Source organism: Chitinophaga sp. 01L420 (assembly GCF_056399985.1).
Window position 1 is genome coordinate 175,627 of record NZ_JBFTSK010000006.1, and the last position, 14,856, is coordinate 190,482.

14 protein-coding genes are annotated in these 14,856 nt (G+C 43.5%); 7 read left to right on the forward strand and 7 right to left on the reverse strand.

The window, feature by feature from the left end; genetic code table 11:
- Positions 1-41 precede the first annotated feature (41 nt).
- Entirely contained in the window at positions 42-953 is a 912-nt protein-coding gene (locus AC1DP6_RS08160) for a FecR family protein (RefSeq protein ID WP_477054387.1), read from the reverse strand.
- A 258-nt stretch (positions 954-1,211) separates the two neighbouring features.
- On the opposite strand from AC1DP6_RS08160, the gene AC1DP6_RS08165 reads away from it, so the two are divergent.
- Positions 1,212-1,658, forward strand: coding sequence for a DUF1569 domain-containing protein (locus AC1DP6_RS08165; protein ID WP_477054388.1), 447 nt, complete (start codon positions 1,212-1,214; stop codon positions 1,656-1,658).
- A gap of 183 nt (positions 1,659-1,841) precedes the next feature.
- Positions 1,842-2,780, forward strand: a complete 939-nt coding sequence (locus AC1DP6_RS08170) for a hypothetical protein (RefSeq protein ID WP_477054389.1) — start codon at positions 1,842-1,844, stop codon at positions 2,778-2,780.
- Positions 2,781-3,018: 238 nt separating this feature from the next.
- Here the strand turns inward: AC1DP6_RS08170 and AC1DP6_RS08175 are convergent, their stop codons facing one another.
- Positions 3,019-3,186 carry a hypothetical protein gene (locus AC1DP6_RS08175; protein ID WP_477054390.1) on the reverse strand — a complete coding sequence of 56 codons (168 nt, stop codon included), beginning with the start codon at positions 3,184-3,186 and terminating at the stop codon, positions 3,019-3,021.
- Positions 3,187-3,307: 121 nt separating this feature from the next.
- On the opposite strand from AC1DP6_RS08175, the gene AC1DP6_RS08180 reads away from it, so the two are divergent.
- The 4 genes from AC1DP6_RS08180 (at position 3,308) to AC1DP6_RS08195 (ending at position 8,189) form a co-directional block, all read left to right on the forward strand.
- On the forward strand, positions 3,308-4,369 hold the full coding sequence (locus tag AC1DP6_RS08180; protein ID WP_477054391.1) for an ArsO family NAD(P)H-dependent flavin-containing monooxygenase: 1,062 nt from the start codon (positions 3,308-3,310) through the stop codon (positions 4,367-4,369).
- A 74-nt stretch (positions 4,370-4,443) separates the two neighbouring features.
- A complete protein-coding gene (locus AC1DP6_RS08185; protein ID WP_477054392.1) occupies positions 4,444-4,833 on the forward strand; it encodes an HYC_CC_PP family protein in 390 nt (129 codons plus the stop codon).
- Between the two features lie 131 nt (positions 4,834-4,964).
- Positions 4,965-7,529: a TonB-dependent receptor domain-containing protein gene (locus tag AC1DP6_RS08190; RefSeq protein WP_477054393.1), complete on the forward strand. Its 2,565-nt coding sequence runs from the start codon at positions 4,965-4,967 to the stop codon at positions 7,527-7,529.
- Between the two features lie 111 nt (positions 7,530-7,640).
- Positions 7,641-8,189 (forward strand): carboxymuconolactone decarboxylase family protein, encoded by a 549-nt coding sequence (locus tag AC1DP6_RS08195; protein WP_477054394.1) that lies wholly within the window; start codon positions 7,641-7,643, stop codon positions 8,187-8,189.
- A 126-nt stretch (positions 8,190-8,315) separates the two neighbouring features.
- Here AC1DP6_RS08195 and AC1DP6_RS08200 read toward each other — a convergent pair whose 3' ends face one another.
- The 3 genes from AC1DP6_RS08200 to AC1DP6_RS08210 all read right to left on the reverse strand — a co-directional run bounded on the left by AC1DP6_RS08200 (position 8,316) and on the right by AC1DP6_RS08210 (position 11,614).
- Positions 8,316-9,275 carry a quinone oxidoreductase family protein gene (locus AC1DP6_RS08200; protein WP_477054395.1) on the reverse strand — a complete coding sequence of 320 codons (960 nt, stop codon included), beginning with the start codon at positions 9,273-9,275 and terminating at the stop codon, positions 8,316-8,318.
- Between the two features lie 200 nt (positions 9,276-9,475).
- Positions 9,476-10,759 (reverse strand): HAD-IB family phosphatase, encoded by a 1,284-nt coding sequence (locus AC1DP6_RS08205; RefSeq protein ID WP_477054396.1) that lies wholly within the window; start codon positions 10,757-10,759, stop codon positions 9,476-9,478.
- 93 nt (positions 10,760-10,852) lie between these two features.
- Positions 10,853-11,614 (reverse strand): hypothetical protein, encoded by a 762-nt coding sequence (locus tag AC1DP6_RS08210; protein WP_477054397.1) that lies wholly within the window; start codon positions 11,612-11,614, stop codon positions 10,853-10,855.
- A gap of 211 nt (positions 11,615-11,825) precedes the next feature.
- Between AC1DP6_RS08210 and AC1DP6_RS08215 the strand changes: the two genes are divergently transcribed.
- The gene (locus AC1DP6_RS08215; protein ID WP_477054398.1) at positions 11,826-12,431 is read left to right on the forward strand and encodes a DUF1579 family protein; all 606 of its coding nucleotides are present in this window, start codon (positions 11,826-11,828) and stop codon (positions 12,429-12,431) included.
- 53 nt (positions 12,432-12,484) lie between these two features.
- Here AC1DP6_RS08215 and AC1DP6_RS08220 read toward each other — a convergent pair whose 3' ends face one another.
- Complete coding sequence (locus AC1DP6_RS08220; protein WP_477054399.1) at positions 12,485-14,296, reverse strand: ABC transporter ATP-binding protein; 1,812 nt, start codon at positions 14,294-14,296, stop codon at positions 12,485-12,487.
- A 133-nt stretch (positions 14,297-14,429) separates the two neighbouring features.
- Positions 14,430-14,852: a c-type cytochrome gene (locus tag AC1DP6_RS08225; protein WP_477054400.1), complete on the reverse strand. Its 423-nt coding sequence runs from the start codon at positions 14,850-14,852 to the stop codon at positions 14,430-14,432.
- Positions 14,853-14,856: the final 4 nt, after the last annotated feature.

The window sequence follows — 14,856 nt, forward strand, 5'->3', positions numbered from 1 at the left end:
GAACCTATCCCGCAGGTCCGTGAAAAAATTGTCATTGTTAACTATTTCCTACGTACGTGGAACGTACTATCATCCACCCGGGTAAACGAAATGTTATGCACATATTCCAGTGTTGATAATATTCTTTCTAATGACATATCCCGGCTGAATTCTCCGGAAATCTTCTTTTTACCCAATTGCTTTTCTTCCAGTACAATGTTGCAACCATAGCGCTGTTGTAACTTTGCCAACGCATCTGCCAGCATGGTGTTATCGAAATGAATCTTTCCTTTCTTCCAGTCCAACACTTCGTTACTTGCGAAAGACAGCAGCTGCGGATCTTTTCCATCTACATACTGTAACATCTGTCCGGGTAACAATATTTTATTGAAATTATCCTGCGTGCTAACGGCCACCTTTCCTTCCAGTAAGCTTACCTGTATACTGCCGTCTGCCTTATTAGCGGTAGCGATGTTAAAAACAGTTCCCAGCACGGTAGTGGTAAGATTACCGGTATGTACTAGGAATGGACGCTGATCATCTTTTGTTACTTTGAAATAGGCTTCTCCATTCAGCCACAGCTCTCTGCGCGTTTTATTATAGTCCTGCTGACAAATGAGAGAAGAATGCGTATTCAACCATACTTCACTACCATCTGCCATGGTGAACAACTGTATATTATTGGTTTTGTTACGGAGGGTATCCCACTTCACCGCCACCGGGCGTTGAGGAGGATGGTGTTGCCAGAAGAAGGTGACCATAGCGATAGCGCCCAATACGGCAGCTGCCGCCGCATACCAGAGCCGATGTACCTTAGGCTTCATTACTACTGGTTCATTTGCCTCCTCCCACTTCTCCATCATAAACTCGTCCAGCAAGGGAGTGTCAGCCCCGGAAAGCCATGCTTCAACAGCCGAGGCCTCCTGTTCTGTGCAATCTCCTTTAAAATACTTTTCAAGTAGTTGTTTATCCATATCCCTGCTTTGGGTGTTTACAGAGAGAGTACGTTCCAGGAAGAAGATATTCCTAGTCAGATTTCGGGGTTAACAATTTGGTAATAATGAGATGCCCCCGGGGAGGAAATGAGGGGCTGTTTGGGGCCGTTAATGCCAGTTATGTGGTCTTCCAGGTGGCGCCGTCCGGCATTTCCCTGCATTATTTCCAAAAAACAGCAATTTTAGAGAAATGAAAGTCCTGTTCATAGCGGTTCTTTGTACCAAAACATCCGCAATATGAAAACGATATTTGAACAGGCCACCAGGGATGAATTAATAAGCAGGATCAACTCCCTGAACAAAAACAACGTTGCCCAATGGGGTCAGATGAATGTTTACCAGATGGTAAAGCATTGCAGGATGTGGGAAGAAATGATAAATGGCGACATCATATGTAAACGCTCTTTCATTGGTCGCATATTTGGCCGACTGGCGCTGAAAAGTTCAGTGAAAGATGACCGCCCTATGATGAAAAAGGCGTCTGCCAGCCCGGAAGTGATCGTGACAGAACTCAGTGGAGACCTGGCAGCAGAAAAAAAGAAATGGATCTCCTTGATGGAAGGACATGCATACTTTTCAAACCTGGGTTTTATACATCCCTTTTTTGGAAAGATGACGAAAGAGCAGATTGGGTATTTTGCGTATAAGCATTCGGACCATCATCTCAGGCAGTTTAATAGTTAAGGGGGAGGAGTTTACAGGGAATGGCCTTTTAAATTCCAGGTAATTCATCTATTACAAAATTTGCTTTTATTCAGTAGCTAAACCATTCAGAATTAAAAGATTATAATAATCAGTTCTAAATATTTAAAGTTTTTAATTAAATTACTTCCTTATCTGGTTATTTAATTAATCAACCCCATATTTATGCCTGAGAATAATAATATTCCAGCAATCCCTCAAGAGTGGATAACGCTCAAAACATTAAAGACAATAAGCGGGGCGGCTTTATGCTGTTGGATGACAACAATTTTTTTCGATCTCATTTGCTTCATGCCCATCCACAACCCTGTCTTGCACTCCTTACTTGTTTTAATTATTAGCACTATCAGCTGCCTTTGCCTGGCCATTTATAAAGTGACTGGCTCCAGAGGAAAAAAAACAAAAATGCTATGGATGCTCGTTATTCCCAATGCTATGCTCATATATATTCATGCACTGGGATTTCAGGTTGCAACTAAAGAATTGGCGATGAGGGCATATGAAAATGATACAAAAAAAGAGAAGCCACCACCCGCTATTAATAAAGCAAATATCGGATCGTTCCTATATTTCCTTACGAAGCAAACCTCCTGGATACCTAATCTTGAACTGAAAAGCAGGACCGCCGAGTTTGAAAGAGAGATCACTGTCTTGCAGGCGGATAACAAAAAACTGAAGGATGCTAACCTTAATTTACAAGAACAGCTAAAACAACCAATAACCGTTTCTGAAACCAATCAACAAACTAAGAATTTCAACCATCAACTATCCAATCAGACAGATAGTATTTCATACTATAAAAGCCAGTACAAGTCATGCCTAAAAACTAACACTATTCTAAAAAGGGATAGAGACTCACTTAATGAACGCGCCCAAAAAATTATCTATAACTACAACATCTGGCAAGAACAACATCTTCAATATAATAAGAAAGACTCAATAATAGTTAAACGAATCGAAGATAAAAACGCACTTATCAACAAATGGAACCAAACTTTGCAAAACATGCAATACCCTCGCGCTGATATAGAAAGGCAAATGAATGGATATATGGGAGATGAAAACTATTATCGAAAACTATTTAGACCCATCAGTACACAGTAAGCATATTTGCAGCATTAACAGCGCTAATGGAACAGCGTCAGAAAATCATTGGCCTAACAAAGAAAATTCTCACGTAACTTAATTTTAAACACAAAATTTATTCGGTTTCCCATTGCTTTAGACCTTCACAGGAAAACATAATACATCAGCGATGCGATAGCAGCTCACCGCTGCATCGCAGCCATGAAAGCCAATGATTAAATTGAGCTTAACATCATACATAAAATTGATTGCTAATTCAGGAGATAGGAGTTACTTTGAGGCACTCATATGGCTTGGTGTAGTTGCCATTTTCATCAAGGATCCCTGCCCTAATAAAGGATTGCAGGGCCTCTTCAACAGAAACCTTTTCTTTCAGTTTTCGCTCGGCCAATTCCATTAAAGCATTATAATCCTTTTCACTCATAAAAGAAATATTTACAGCAAAGGTACAACCCACTCAAAAAAAACAAGACTCAGAATGATCAATTTTAGCACATTCCGAGAAAGCTTTATACCTTCACCAGAAGATATAATACATCAGCGATATGATAGCAGCAAACAGCACTATATACGATGTGATCATCATTGGCGGAGGACAGGCTGCACTTTCAGCAGCTTACTTTCTCCGCAGAACCAACCTTAACTACCTGCTCCTCGATAATGAAATCAACCCCGGTGGCGCCTGGCAACACACCTGGAAATCACTCACACTATTTTCGCCTGCACTATGGAGTTCTCTCCCAGGTGTTTTAATGCCCGGTGGTCAGCATTATTATCCCTCCCGTTTGGAAACGATTAATTACCTGCAGGAATATGAAGCCCGGTACAAATTCCCGGTAGTAAGACCCGTAAAAGTAACAGCAGTAACCAAACAAGGAGACCAGTTTGTATTAACAACTACTGCAGGAGATTATTTTTCGAAAACTGTCGTCAGTGCTACCGGCATTTACACGAATCCTTTTACACCGGATATTCCCGACAGAGATACTTTCCGCGGTACACTGATTCATGCGGCACAATACAATGAACCCGGGCCTTTCGCCGGCCAACGTGTAGTCATAGTAGGAGAAGGCAACTCCGGGGCACAGATTCTGGCAGAAGTATCCAAAGTAGCTACCACTGTATGGGTTACCCGAAAACCGCCAGAATTTTTACCGGATGACATAGACGGTAAATACTTGTTTGATGCCGCCACGCAACAGTATGAGGCTCAAAAACAAGGCAAAGACTATCAACGGCTTTCTATTGGCAAGATAGTCGTGGTCCCTGCTGTAAAAGAAGCACGCGAAAGAGGCGTTTACGAAAATGCACTTCCCACATTCGATCATTTTTATGAGGAAGGGCTTGGCTGGAACAGTGGATGGAAGGAGCCTGCCGATAGCGTCATTTTCTGCACCGGCTATAAACCCGCTCTGGATCATCTGAAACCACTAGGTATTATACAGTCAGACGGCAGAATTAACACACAGGGTACGCGGGCTACAGCCATCAGTGGCCTGTGGCTCATGGGCTATGGCTCATGGACGGGCTTTGCTTCTGCCACACTCATTGGCGTTGGCAGAACGGCAAAACAAACAGTAGCTGAATTAACGGCCTTTTTCGAATAATCGTAATTATATAAATGATCTCATAATTATGTAACAATGTAATTGAAAAAACCACCTAGTTTTACATCGTCAACATGAAAAAGCTCGTTACGCTCATATTACTATTCCTCTACCTTGGTGTATCCACCGGGGCTACGGTGCACGTACATTACTGCATGGGCAAAGTCAGCAACTGGGGATGGGGACATGAGAATAAAAAGCATTGCGATAACTGCGGCATTGAAAAGTCTTCCGGAAAAAAATGCTGCAAAGACGAACACAAAACATTTAAAATCACCAACGACCAACAACCTTCCGATAGTATATTTCATACCCTGTCGGTAGTGGCTATGCTCCCTCAGCAATGGGGAGGCGGATACCGGCAGCCCGTACAGATGATAGTGAACATGCTGCCACAAACACATGCGCCGCCTATACTTACACCATGCCGGCTCTATCTGCGTCATTGTACTTTCCTTATCTGATGCCTTTCTGTATAACTGATACTACTCTCGTATCAGCACCCACCTGTTACAGGTAATCTCCTCATAAAATTATTTACGAAAAATGAACGCTGGTCCCCATCGGGATCAGGATCGTCATTAATATAACTGATATGAAAGCATCCGGATTTATCTTCTCCCTGTTATTACTTTTTACTACTATTTCCTCCTATGCCCAGGTAAACGCAGATACCACCATTACTTTCAAGGTATCTGGTGCCTGCGAACAATGCAAACACCGTATAGAAACCGCAGTGCAGGGGAAAGGTGTCAGCAATGCCGTATGGGATGTGGACACTAAGCTGTTAACGCTGCGTTACAATACTGCCAAAACATCCCTGGATAAAATTCAACACCGCATCCTCGGGGTAGGCCACGACCTGGATCACCAACAGGCAAAAACAGATGTGTATAATGAATTGCCCGCCTGCTGCCACTATCGTGAAATGGAACAAATGATACACGATGCCAGACAGGATACCCTCCAAACTTTAAGCAAAGACATCACCATCAAAGGTGTAGTGATGGAAGAAGACAAGAAAGGTGGATTTACGCCACTGCCGGGAGCAAGCGTTGTTTGGCAGGGCACCAGCCGGGGTGTGGTCACAGATGCTACTGGTGTGTTTCATATTAAACACGATGGTAACAGCAGCCGCCTGGTAGTTACCTATACCGGCTATCGCCCCGATACCATTACCGTTACCAACAAAGAAGAACTGAAAATTATACTCGCCTCCGGGATTCGTCTGGCAGAAGTGAAAATCACCGACCGGCAGTATTCTACCTATATCTCGTCTCTCAATCCTATCCGCACACAGGTAATGACAGACAAAGAATTATTCAAAGCTGCCTGCTGTAATCTGAGTGAAAGCTTTGAAACCAATCCTTCTGTAGATGTAGCTTACAACGATGCGGTAACCGGTTCCAAACAAATTCAGTTACTGGGATTATCAGGTACTTATACCCAGCTAACAGTAGAAAATCTTCCGGGTCCCAGAGGCCTCGCTACCCCACTCGGTTTAAACGCTATTGCCGGCCCCTGGATAGAATCCATTCAGCTTACCAAAGGCATGGGATCTGTTGCAAACGGCTATGAGAGCATTGCCGGACAGATCAATGTAGAATTAAAAAAGCCGGAAAATAGTGAACAGCTCTTCGCCAATATGTATGTAAATGATTTTGGTAAGACAGACCTCAACCTAAACCTTTCCCAAAAAGTCGGGAAGAAATGGTCCACCGGTTTACTGCTGCATGATGATTTTATCAATAATAAAAAACTCGATGCCAATAAAGACGGCTTCCGGGATATCCCTACCGGCAATCAGTTCAGCGCCATAAACCGCTGGAAATATGATGATTCAAAAGGTTTCCTCGTGCAATTTGGCGTAAAAGCATTAATTGATAAACGTACCGGCGGTCAAACAGATTTCAATCCATCTACAGATAAATACGGAACCTCCTACTATGGATTAGGTATGAACACTGAAAGATATGAGGCCTTCGGAAAAATCGGGTATGTGTTTCCTCAAAAGAAATATAAAAGTATTGGCCTGCAGTTATCCGGTATCAGTCATTCGCAGGATGCTTACTTCGGCACCACTACCTATCATGCAAAACAACAGAACTTCTACGGTAACCTGATTTATCAATCTATCATCAACAACACTACCCATCAGTTCAGAACAGGGTTTAGTTTTTTGTATGATAATTATAAAGAAGATTTCAAACTGGATATTTACAAAAGAACAGAGATTGTACCAGGAGCGTTCTTCGAATATACTTACAGTCCTTCAGAGAAAATAGGCATTGTGGCCGGTATCCGCGGTGATCATAACAACTTATTCGGCTTTTTTGTAACCCCTCGTCTGAATGTACGCTATGAGCCGGTTACCGGAACTACTATCCGCCTGAGCGCCGGCAGAGGACAACGAACCGCCAATATTTTTGCAGAGAATACCAGTGTATTTGTCAGCTCCAGACAAGTAAATATTATAGGCGCAGCAGCAGGCAAAGCATATGGTCTTAACCCGGAAGTAGCCTGGAATAAAGGTATAAGCGTAGATCAGAAATTTAAATTATTCCAACGCGATGCCCTCCTGAGCGTTGACTTTTTCCGGAACGACTTCAGTAACCAGGTAGTAGCAGACCTGGAAAACCCCAGACAGGTAAAGTTCTACAACCTGGATGGAAAATCTTATTCCAACAGTTTACAGGCAGAAGTAACCATGGAGCCGTTCAAAAAATTAGACGTTCGTTTGGCCTACCGTTACTTCGATGTAAAAACCACCTATAGCGGTAAGTTGATGGAGAAACCATTTACCAGCAGCCACCGCGCTTTTGCCAATGTAGCCTATGCCATCAGTGGCTGGAAGTTTGACTATACCGTTAACTACAATGGCAGGAAAAGACTCCCTGATACCGGCGAAAATCCGTTGGCCTATCAAAGACCTTCCTATTCCAATGATTACGTACTGATGAATGCACAGATCACGAAAACGGTTGGCAAGAAACATCCGATGGATTTTTATGTTGGGGGAGAGAATCTCTCCAACTTCATACAACCGGACGCCATCATTGCAGCTAACCAGCCTTTCAGTCCTTACTTCGATGCTTCATTGGTATGGGGGCCGGTTACGGGGCGGATGTTCTATGCAGGATGGCGGTATAAGATTAAATAATACAGATATAAAAGGTATTCACCCAGGTCCCGAAATTTTTTTTCCGGGACCTGTCCTATTTTTAACAGGTCAGTCCTTATAAGGGTGTATAACAACTTAAAACACCATACAATGGATACTTTTCTTTCTCCCATAGAAAAGCCCGCAGGGCTGATGATGAAAATTGCATATTTCTTTACCCGCAAACAGTTTGGTAAAGTGCTGATGCCACTGAAAGTGCATTCCGCCCGGCTGCCTGCCGCATTTGGCATGTTCTACGGGAAGGTTTCCCAGCTGGATAAGAAGCTGGTGCTGCCAAAGGAAACGGCTATGCTGATACGCGAACAGGTAGCCCGCTTAAACATTTGTCTTTTCTGCATAGATGCTGCCCGTATGAGTGCAATTAAAGCATCTATGAATGAAGCCAAATTTGATGCACTGCAGCACTATAACAGCAGTCCCCTTTTCACAGCCGCTGAACGGGYAGTACTGGACTATGTGACGGTGCTGACAAAAGAAAAAAAAGCGGACCCCGATACCTTTGCCCGGATGGCACGTTATTTTTCTGAGCGGGAAATCTGTGAGATCGTATTCCTGGTGGGCAGTGAACACCTCTATAATTTAACCAACATTGGATTAAACATCCATTCTGATATGCTGTGTGATATCAGCAAAAGATAGTTGTTCCGTTTGTTTTCCAGCCCTCACGGAAGCCGTGGGGGCTTTTTCTATTAGCCGGAAAATGTCCTGCTGTGCAGCAAAACAAACCCCGAAATGCCTGCCCCGACAGGTGATAAAAAAAATAAACTAGGGAATCAATAATATCTTGCCGGTACTCCTGCGGCTTTCTAAAAAATCATGCGCGGCTTTTCCATCCGATAATTTAAACGTGGCAGGCGTGGCCACCTGTAACTGCCTCGTCCGGATCCATTCAAACAGTTGATGTGCCCTCTTTATTCTTTCGTCACCGGAAGTTAAATAGTTCCACAAATCACCACCGGTAATCGTTTTAGAGGTGTCCATCAGCATCGCCGGATCCACCAGTGGCGGGTTACCACCAGACATTCCAAAAAACACCACCTGTCCGCAAATTTTTGTTACGCTGAAACTTTCTTCCAGCGTGCTGCCGACACTGTCATATACCACATCTACACCCGCGGGGCAACTTTCAAGAACGGCCTGTTTCCAGTCTTCTCCATATAAAAGTACTACATCAGCACCTTGTAAAAGCGCGATCTCTTTTTTGATGGCGGAAGAAGTTAACCCAATCACATGCGCCCCTAGCAGTTTACATATCTGTGTCAATAACTGCCCCACCCCGCCGGCAGCGGCGTGTATCAAGGCAGTTTCTCCCGGCTGTGTTTTATGACTGTCTGTCGCCAGGTAATGTGCAGTCAGGCCTTGTAGCAATACCGCTGCGGCGGTATCAAAACTAATATCTTCCGGTAATGGAATAGCGTGTGTAACCGGCACGGCCACCAATGTTGCATTAGCAAAAGGAACATCGGCAAACGCTACCCGGTCGCCCTTCTTAAAACCGGGTAAATCATTGTTGTCAGCCACGATGCCTGCCCCTTCATAACCTGCAATGTATGGCGGTTCGCCTTTTAAATGATAAGTTCCCTTTCTGCGGTAGATATCCGCAAAATTCAGCCCGATGGCTTTCATTTCTACGAGCAACTCCCCCGGCCGCAAAACAGGGTCGGCTACTTCTTTATATTCCAATACATCTGAAGTACCAAAGCTCGAAAAGGTCAATGCTTTCATATGCTCATAATTTTGTCCGGTGAATGCGGTAGTCAAATATATCCAAACAATGTCAACTACCGGGAGACAGTAACAGATTTACTCCTAAATTTGACAATAAATAACAGCCTTAGATAGATGGACTAACTATCCAAAATGATTTATCATAAAAAGGGCCTGCTCTGCGAGCAAGCCCTTTTTATGATAAATCAAAAATATCCTCAATACAATACGCGGAAACTAATCGTATCCTTAATATGTTTCAGGTCCTTTAATACCTTTTTATCGTATTCCACGCTAATGTCGGTAATCACATAACCAATCCGCTCATTCGTCATCAGGAATTGAGACACAATATTAATTTCACGATCTGCCAGCACCTGGTTTACCCTTGCCATAATCCCCGGCACATTGCGGTGAATATGAACAAAGCGGTGCCCGTTCTTTACTTCAGGTAACTGAATATTGGGAAAATTACTGCTCTTGAAGGCATCTCCGCTGTTAATAAACTTAGCGATTCTTTTGGCTACAGATTCCGGCTTTTTGATATTGTCGAAAATCACGACGCCCATATCCGTACAGGCATCCTGCGGAATATATTTTTTACTGTTACCCAGGTAGCCAATGACTTTTAACTTGGTAGCCTTGCTGAGTTTTTCCGCTGAAATAGATTCTTTATTACCCAGCAAAATAATCCCGGCATCTTTCAGCTGCTTATCTTCCAACGTGATAGCATGTTTCACGGTAAAGCCATCTTTCTTCAGGTACTTCACCCCAATTTCCGGTACGTCACCAATTACCAGGCAATGAATACGGTTTTTCGGGTAGGAAATGGCCGAAGGCAGGTTATTCACATACAGGAATTCATCCAGGCTAGGCGTAATATGATCTGCCTTTTCAGTAACCGATTTGCGTTCTATATTCTCTGTAAAGGCATAAAACTTCTTGATCATACCAAATTCCTTCAACTGGAAATCGGAATACCCATCACCAATGCCATGTATTTCGCCCTGTAGTTGCAGCTCCTTCAGCAGTTTCACTTTGCCGCCTTCATTCGACAGTGGGTTGTTTTCATCATACCCTACTATTTTCCCTTCGGCATTAAACACAAAAGTATTGGCGTAAATATTTTCTTTTTTTATATGAAAGGGCAATACCACCGGTGTAATAAACTCTTTGAACCCACCAGACACAATCAACACATCATCTGCATGATGTTTGAAAAAGTTCTTATTTCTTGAAAAAGACGTGGATACCTGCTTCTTTAAATGTTTCACCAGCTGCTTCAGGTGATCTTTGTTGGCTTCCAGTAACTGCACTCTTGCCGCCAGACTTTCCCGGAAAGACAATTTACCATCCATCGCCTGATTGGTCAGGTCTTCTATTTTTTTATAGATCTGTTCCCTGTCCGGGTGCTCCTGCAATGAAATGCGCGCCAGTTCATCTAATGCTTCCACCTGTGTAAAGGTGCTATCGAAATCAATAATATAATATTTTTTACTCACGGATTTGTTTTTAAATAGCCTGCTGTTGCGCTAATTGGAGCACAAAAATATAAGTTTAAATAGGATTTAAAAGACAATCTTTCTTTTCCCACCTTATGGCATCAGGAAAATATCAATGAGCAGGCGCTCCCCTTTGCGCCATCTCAGCCAGCCGGTAAGCGGTGTTTTACATTGGGAAATGTATTGATCACAAGGCATGCCTTCATGCGGGTTGTCGGCTTCATTATAAAAGCAGTCATACTTTACCTGTAGCCAGTCTCCCTGTAGTTGTACCGGGCAAAACAGCTCCTGTCCGGCTGGCACAGACAAAGTATCTGCGGCCTCGTCTGGCGCTGTTTTCAGCGGTTGCACATTAACATTCTCTTCTTTTGGATTCACCAGACGCTTTACGCCAAAGGATTGCAGGAGATACGCTTCCCAGGTTTTAAATACATAGGAGGTTGTTTTCGGGAGATATTTAACTTCTTTGTAGTTGATTAAGATACGATACGATTGTGCAGTCTTTCCTACACAAACAAAATGCATGATGCCATAGTCTGGCTTAAAAAATTTCGGGCACACACGTGCCAGGCTCGTATCTTCAGCTGACATATCACCTATAGTCCATCTCTCCTTTAACAAGCTATCATTAAACACTTCAAATTTCCTGGGAGCTATCACCAGCCCGATACCCAGCGTAGATACTTCGTTATCATAGGTGCAGGGACTCTCCGGAAGCGCTGCTGCTATGGGCTTTTCAACTTGTACAGTATCTACTGGCACTTTCTTTTTAGTGGGTGTCTGTTCACAAGCCAGCAGACAGGTACTCAAAAACAGGCCGGCTATAGCCCATTGCAGGAGCGTGAAGTGTTTCATTGATATACTTTTTTCAAGGCCAATATACATACTTATTTTACTAATATAATTTTACTACAGGGAGATGATCGTTACATGGGCCCCAACTGCAGCTCAGATTATCTCCCGGTGCTATCCATCTCACAGCGCAACAGGTTGTCACCACATCTTCTGAAAAAAAATTAAAAGAGCAACGCACTATTACTTAAATTCAAGGATGAAAACCCTGCACATGCATCAAAAAATTGCCGCTCTCTTTATCATCTTATTTTTGTTCTTTTCCGGCCATATCACTGCCCAGGAAAAAAACGATCCCAACCTCGACATTACCGCGGCTACCGGCCCGGAATACGACTGGCTGAAGCCGATGGCCGGCCATTACGAAGTAGACATGCGCATATGGCCCAAACCAGGCGCAGCCCCCATCCCACTGGGTACCTTCAAAGTAACGCGGCAATTTGTTGGCAACTTCCTCCAGGAAATAATGGAACCATTGCCCGGGAAAAATACACCACCCTTCAGCCGCATTACCTATCTCAGCTTCAACAAAATCAACCAGCGCTGGGAATATATCGTTATGGACACACGATTCCCCATCATGATGTTTGAAACAAGCTTTGATGGAAAAATTGCTAATGGGAAAGAGATGACAACCTACCTGTCTGCATTTCCTGTTCCCGCAATGATAGGTAAAGAAACCGCAGGACAGATGGCGAAACAACGCCGTACTTTTAGCATAGAAGGACCCGATCGCGATGTGATGCATCAATACTGGACACTCCCTTCAGGCAAAGAATACCTGGCCATAGAGTATGTATATAAACGTGTCTCGCAGTAATCATCCTGTAGTATCATACATACACTTCCCACATCTTACAATATAGTCAACCGTTACAGCGCGTCCCACTCTGCATCATCAGGGTCGGACGCCTCCTTTTCTTCTTTGGYCAATAATTCATCTGACCTTCTTTCACCAATCTGTTGACGCCACATCGCATAATAAAGCCCCTTATGCTCTACCAGCTCCTCATGTGTGCCGGTTTCTGCAATCTTGCCTTTTTCCAGCACAATGATCCGGTCGGCGTGCATTATCGTAGATAAACGATGTGCAATCAATACTGTAATCTGTTCCCGCAATGCAGAAATACTTCTTACGGTATCTGTAATTGCTTCCTCTGTAATAGAGTCCAGTGCGGAAGTGGCTTCATCAAAAATAAGTAAGCGAGGTCGCCGGATCAACGCCCGCGCAATGGAAATACGTTGTTTTTCCCCACCCGATAATTTCACCCCACCTTCTCCCAGCTTCGTATAAATTCCTTTTGCAGAACGTGCCAGCAAAGCATTACAGGATGCCTTGGACAGCGCTTCCAACACTTCTTCATCCGTAGCATCTGACTTTACAAACAACAGGTTTTCTTTGATAGTGCCTGCAAATAGCTGCGTGTCCTGTGTTACAAAACCGATCTGTCTTCTCAACGCATTAAACCGGATATCCGCGGTAGGTACATCATTGTAATATATTTCTCCTGATACCGGCTTATATAAGCCTACCAGCAATTTCACCAGGGTAGATTTACCAGATCCGGATGGCCCCACAAAAGCAATAGTATCGCCAGTTTCCACAGAAAAAGAAATACCATCCAGCGCATTGGAGGTAGCCGTTTTATGCCGGAATACTACGTTTTCAAACCGTAGCTGCTGCAAATCCCCGATTTCCACAGGCTCCAGCGGACGCTCTTCCACAGGGCGTTGCATCAGTTTATGAAATAAATATAAAGAGGCTTCTGCTTCCCGGTATTGAATAATGATATTCCCCAGATCCTGCAACGGCACAAATATAGCCGTGGTGATGAACTGCATGGTGATCAGTTCTCCTGTCGTTAAAATATTGCGGAAAATGAGCCAGAGCAAAATAAACAGGATAGACTGTTTCAGCACGTTGAGCGTGGTGCCCTGTAAAAAGGAAAGGGTTCTTACCTGTTTGGTTTTCTCCATTTCCAGGTCATATATTTCTTTGGTAAAAGTTTTTAAACGCCTTATTTCAGGGAAGGTAAGTCCAAGGCTTTTGACTAATTCTATATTGCGCAGCGACTCTGTAATAGCACCGGAAAGTTGCAGCGTCTCCCGGTTAATAGCACGCTGCACGGTCTTCATTTTTTTGCTGAGCAAGCCGGTGAGCCCACCTAAAAAAATAATCCCTACCACAAATACCGGTATCAACGCCCAATGCTTGGTGATAGCATACCAGATTAAAAATCCCATCCCCACCACGGAGGTAAACAGGATGTTGATAAACGCGGTGATAAAACGTTCGGTATCTGTTCTTACTTTTTGCAATACGGCGAGAGTTTCACCGCTCCGTTGTTCTTCATACTCCTCAAATGATAAGCGGAGCGTTTGTTTCAGGCCATCGTTGAATACCTGCATCCCAAATTTCTGCACCACCAGTCGCAACACATATTCCTGGAAGGATTTCGCCAAACGGGCCAGTAAGGCAATGACCACTGCAATTCCCAACCAGAACAGCACCCCTTTCACCAATTCCGGCTCTGACTTACTCCCGGTCTTGCCTGCATAATCATCAATGATTTTTCCGAATATTAATGGATCCGTCATCACCAGGATCTGGCTGATTCCTGCAAGCAATAAAGACCAAACGACCAACCACTTGTGTGGCTTTAAGTAATTCCAGAGAATTTTCATAAACAGCTTTTAGCTTTTAGCTTTTAGCTTTTAGCTTTTAGCTTTTAGCTTTTAGCTTTTAGCTTTTAGCCTTAAACAAAGGTAACAACGATTATGTTGCATTTGCTAACAGCTAAAAGCTAATGGCTAAAAGCTATTTTTTCGCCCGGATGGTCTTCACTTCTGTAGCTGTAACTGCACTGGCCTTATTGCCAAAATTGTTACGCACATACGTTAATACATCTGCTATTTCCTGGTCTTTCAGGAAATTATGCGGAGGCATATTATTGGAATAATATTCATCATCTATTGGCTCGGACGACTGCATCCCTTTCAAAACAATTTGTACGAGTTTGGTTTTGTTCCCCAATACAAAAGTGGTTTTTATCAATGGTGGATTCAGGTGCGGCACACCACTACCATCTACCTGGTGACAGGTCAGGCAGTATTGCTCATACACCTTTTTACCCCTGCTTACAGACTGGCTCTGAGCCTGGTTCTTCGCGGGTTTCGTTTGCGCTGATAAAAAAGAAAGTGTTGCACAGAGTGCAACACCAATCATCATAACTTTCTTCATACAA

Coding starts and splice junctions, on each gene's coding strand:
- AC1DP6_RS08160 (WP_477054387.1), bottom strand. CDS start 953: ATGGATAAACAACTACTTGAAAAGTATTTTAAAGGAGATTGCACAGAA.
- AC1DP6_RS08165 (WP_477054388.1), top strand. CDS start 1,212: ATGAAAACGATATTTGAACAGGCCACCAGGGATGAATTAATAAGCAGG.
- AC1DP6_RS08170 (WP_477054389.1), top strand. CDS start 1,842: ATGCCTGAGAATAATAATATTCCAGCAATCCCTCAAGAGTGGATAACG.
- AC1DP6_RS08175 (WP_477054390.1), bottom strand. CDS start 3,186: ATGAGTGAAAAGGATTATAATGCTTTAATGGAATTGGCCGAGCGAAAA.
- AC1DP6_RS08180 (WP_477054391.1), top strand. CDS start 3,308: ATGATAGCAGCAAACAGCACTATATACGATGTGATCATCATTGGCGGA.
- AC1DP6_RS08185 (WP_477054392.1), top strand. CDS start 4,444: ATGAAAAAGCTCGTTACGCTCATATTACTATTCCTCTACCTTGGTGTA.
- AC1DP6_RS08190 (WP_477054393.1), top strand. CDS start 4,965: ATGAAAGCATCCGGATTTATCTTCTCCCTGTTATTACTTTTTACTACT.
- AC1DP6_RS08200 (WP_477054395.1), bottom strand. CDS start 9,275: ATGAAAGCATTGACCTTTTCGAGCTTTGGTACTTCAGATGTATTGGAA.
- AC1DP6_RS08210 (WP_477054397.1), bottom strand. CDS start 11,614: ATGAAACACTTCACGCTCCTGCAATGGGCTATAGCCGGCCTGTTTTTG.
- AC1DP6_RS08215 (WP_477054398.1), top strand. CDS start 11,826: ATGCATCAAAAAATTGCCGCTCTCTTTATCATCTTATTTTTGTTCTTT.
- AC1DP6_RS08225 (WP_477054400.1), bottom strand. CDS start 14,852: ATGAAGAAAGTTATGATGATTGGTGTTGCACTCTGTGCAACACTTTCT.